Here is a 3247-nt window from a genome sequence, read left to right as displayed (position 1 = left end):
GTTGGGTTTCTTGCCGCGGTTCTTGTTGTTGGTAAGCGCGCAGTAGACCTCCGCCTTTCGCGGATTCGCCGCCACCCATTCGGGACGGTCCATGGTGGTGGCCTTCACCGCGGATGCGGCGATGCGGGTATGACTGCAGACTTCGGCCATGGAGGCCATTCCGGTGGATTCGGGGGTCAGCTCCAACCACTCGCCCCGGCCGCTGTCTGCGAACCTGGCCACGTAGAGCCTGCCGTCCTCCAGCAGATCGGCGTTGTCGCCGCCCTCCACGTAGCGGCCGTCGCTCACGAACTTGTAGAGAAACTCGCCGCGCTCGTCGTCGCCCATGTAGACCACCACCTCCCCGTTGGCGGCCAGCACGACCTCGGCGGTCTCGTGCTTGAAGCGTCCCAGCGCGGTGCGCTTCTTCGGGTTCGACTTCGGGTCCAGGGGATCGATCTCGACGACATACCCCGCGCGGTTCGGCTCGTTGGGGTGCCTGGCGATGTCGAAGCGTTCGTCCGTCATCGCCCATCCGTACTTGTCGGTGGCGTTAACGCCATAGCGCTTGAAATCGGGGCTGATCTTCACGCCGGGGTCGCTCCTGGAGAAATACTCGTGGAAGTTCTCCTCGTAGCTCAGGTAGGTGCCGCAGGGGGTGCGGCCGTTGCCGCAGTTGTTCCAGGTGCCGAGGCTGAGCGCGCCGGCCGGGTCGGCCGCCGTCATGAGCAGCTCGTAACCGCGGGCCGGGCCAGTGATCTCCATGGGCGTGTCAGCGGTGACCCTCCGGTTGTAGGGCGAGTCCTTGACGATGGACCACGCGCCGTTCTTCCGGGCGATCTCCACCACCGACACGCCGTGCGCGGCCTTGCTCTTTCGCACATCGTCCGCGTTGCGGGGCGTCTTGCTGCCGCCCGCGAAGACGATGCCCAGGTTCACGTACTCGTTGTTGACCGCGAGGATATTCCGGCCGCGGTGGTTGAAGAGCGCCATGCCGTCGTTGTTGTCGCCGAAGGCCAGCTCCTGGCTGGCGCCGGTGCCGCGGGTCTGTTGATCGAACGCGGGGCCGCGAGACCACATCGGATCGCCCCACTTGGCTACCGGGTGCCACCTGTAGCTCTTGGGAACGGTGACGGTGTCGAGGGTGTTGGCCGCCACCGCCTCGAAGCCGAAGCGGTTAGGGTTGGCCAGAGCGGCGAGGGGCTCCAGCACCCCGGTACCCATCACGAACGCGGAGGCTGCGAAGGCAGCGCTGCCGTTCAGGAACCCGCGCCGGGAAATGGCTTTGGGAGCCAGCTTCCCGAAGCCCGTCTCGACCTGTGGCGAATCGCGAACCGGGTCGAACTCGTCAGTTGGCGTCCCGTCTCTGGCGGCGGCGATAGTCGTGTCTGACATCTCTCCTCCGTCGTGGTGCAGCTCCGGCCCATGACAACGCGCAAGCGAAGCGCGATCGGCATCGATCCCAACCCTGTCACGCTACCGACTGTCTTGGAGTGACGCGTTCGGCGATCTCGCGGCCTGCCTCGATCTCGGCCCGGCGAAGCTCCCAGGTCTTTTGCAGGTTCATCCACAGTTGCGGCGTCGTCCCGAAATACCGCGCCAGACGCAGCGCCGTGTCCGCGCTGACGCCCCGCTGTCCGTTCAGGATCATGGTCACGCGGTTCACCGGCACTCCCAGCGCGTCCGCCAGCGCGTTGGCCCGCAAGCCGAGCGCGTCGAGTTCGTCGCGCAGTATCTCGCCGGGATGCACCGGCCTCATTCCGTTCCTGGCGTTCATGTTCGACCCCCCATTTCAGTGATAGTCCACTATCTCCACCTCGCACGGTCCGTCATCGGTCCAGAGAAAGCAGATTCGCCACTGATCGTTGATCCGAATGCTGTGCTGTCCAGCGCGGTCACCGCGCAGCGCCTCAAGCCGGTTGCCCGGCAACGCGGAAAGGTCTCGCAACGTCTCCACGCTGTCCAGCAAGACCAGGCGGCGCGCCGCCTGATAGGAGAACCCCTGAAACGCTGCGACGCGATGCCCTTCGAAGAAGCACTGCGTCTCCCGGTTCCTGAAACTCCGGATCATGTGCGCCACACTCTAAGCTATTTTACGTTCTCCGTAAACCCATATCGAGGATCGCCACCGTGACCACGGCTGGTGTCGCCGTGGTCGCTCGATTCCCGCAGGAACATGTTTCCGCCGAGCGGCAGCGCCGGTCGCGCCGCGTGGCCGTTGGGAGTTGTTTCCGCGAGTGCGCGGCGGGCGTTGCGCACTCGCCCGAACGCCTGGACGCGGACGCGCCCGTGACCGCCGCCGCTTCCGCCAACCGGGCGTCGCTACGTTTCGGCGACGCCCGTGTCTGTCCTCGAAGACATCCTGCACCTCGACTCCGACAAGAGCGTGCCGGGCATGCTGCGCAACTGCCCGCACCGCTCTGTTCACTGGCGACTTGTGGAATGTCCGGCACATCTGCACCACCGCCGACAGTAATGATCGGGTGGGTGTCGCGGCGCGTGTTGGCCCGCCGGGCATCGCCTTGTCGGTTCCTGTTTCCTTGACGCCGGTCAAGACCCACGATGGTCGCGGAAGTGTTCCAGCCAGTGCGCAGCGAAGCCGGCGCTCAAACGCCACCCGGTGTCTGCCGAGTTCCCGGTGGTCGTGTTCCTCGCCGGGGGAAACAGGACACGGTTCTGTCGGGCTTGAGCCGCAGCGCCGTCGGCAACGAGCTTGTCGAGGTTGTGGACGGTGCTGCCTTGGCGCCTGTCGCGGCCGCCAATCCCCAGGCTGTCATGATGCCCGGCGCCATATAGTCCCGAATGCCTTGAGTCCGCTTCGCCGCCAGCGCAACCGCCGGCCATGGCCCGATCCGGGTTGCTGTAAGTGGATTGTAAGCGGCGGTAATCCGATTGTAGTATTTCCGCAATACGGTGTATGACGAAAAAACTGCCGATAAAACAGGCATGTACGGGATGTCGTAATACGCCGTGATTCTCCAGGGAACCGCCCCGGTTCTCTGGAGCGTCGCACCCGGTTCCCTAGGGAATCTTCGCTGCCAGACCTGCGCTCGCGACGACACCGCTGCACATGCCCGGAGACCGCGCGTGATCCACGGCTTCGACCCTTGTATGCTCCGACCTCCCTCTCCCGCTCAAGCGCCGTTCGGGCTAACCCGTTGATATTGAGCGTCTTTTGTCTCCCCTCATCGATCTCCCGCAATGCGGCTCCATCTCTACGGCGGAGCCGTTATTCCTTCACACCCGACGCAGCGTGCTGCCTGACGAG

General features: G+C 64.9%; 3 protein-coding genes. All 3 read right to left on the bottom strand.

Features of this window, described 5'->3' with window-relative positions:
- A partial coding sequence (locus OXF11_07115; GenBank protein ID MCY4486872.1) for a PhoX family phosphatase occupies window positions 1-1374 on the bottom strand: 1374 nt, incomplete at its 3' end.
- A 76-nt stretch (window positions 1375-1450) separates the two neighbouring features.
- Window positions 1451-1756, bottom strand: coding sequence for a HigA family addiction module antitoxin (locus OXF11_07110; protein MCY4486871.1), 306 nt, complete (start codon window positions 1754-1756; stop codon window positions 1451-1453).
- Between the two features lie 15 nt (window positions 1757-1771).
- A complete protein-coding gene (locus OXF11_07105) occupies window positions 1772-2050 on the bottom strand; it encodes a type II toxin-antitoxin system RelE/ParE family toxin (GenBank protein MCY4486870.1) in 279 nt (92 codons plus the stop codon).
- Between the last annotated feature and the right edge of the window lie 1197 nt (window positions 2051-3247).

Source organism: Deltaproteobacteria bacterium, assembly GCA_026712905.1.
In the GTDB taxonomy this organism is placed as follows: Bacteria; Desulfobacterota; Binatia; order UBA9968; family JAJDTQ01; genus JAJDTQ01.
The sequence above is the reverse complement of the archived record's forward strand: the minus strand, read 5'-3'. Positions and strand labels throughout refer to the sequence as shown.

Excerpts from the sequence above, each read along its gene's own strand:
- OXF11_07110 (MCY4486871.1), bottom strand. The coding sequence starts at position 1,756 with ATGAACGCCAGGAACGGAATGAGGCCGGTGCATCCCGGCGAGATACTG.
- OXF11_07105 (MCY4486870.1), bottom strand. The coding sequence starts at position 2,050 with ATGATCCGGAGTTTCAGGAACCGGGAGACGCAGTGCTTCTTCGAAGGG.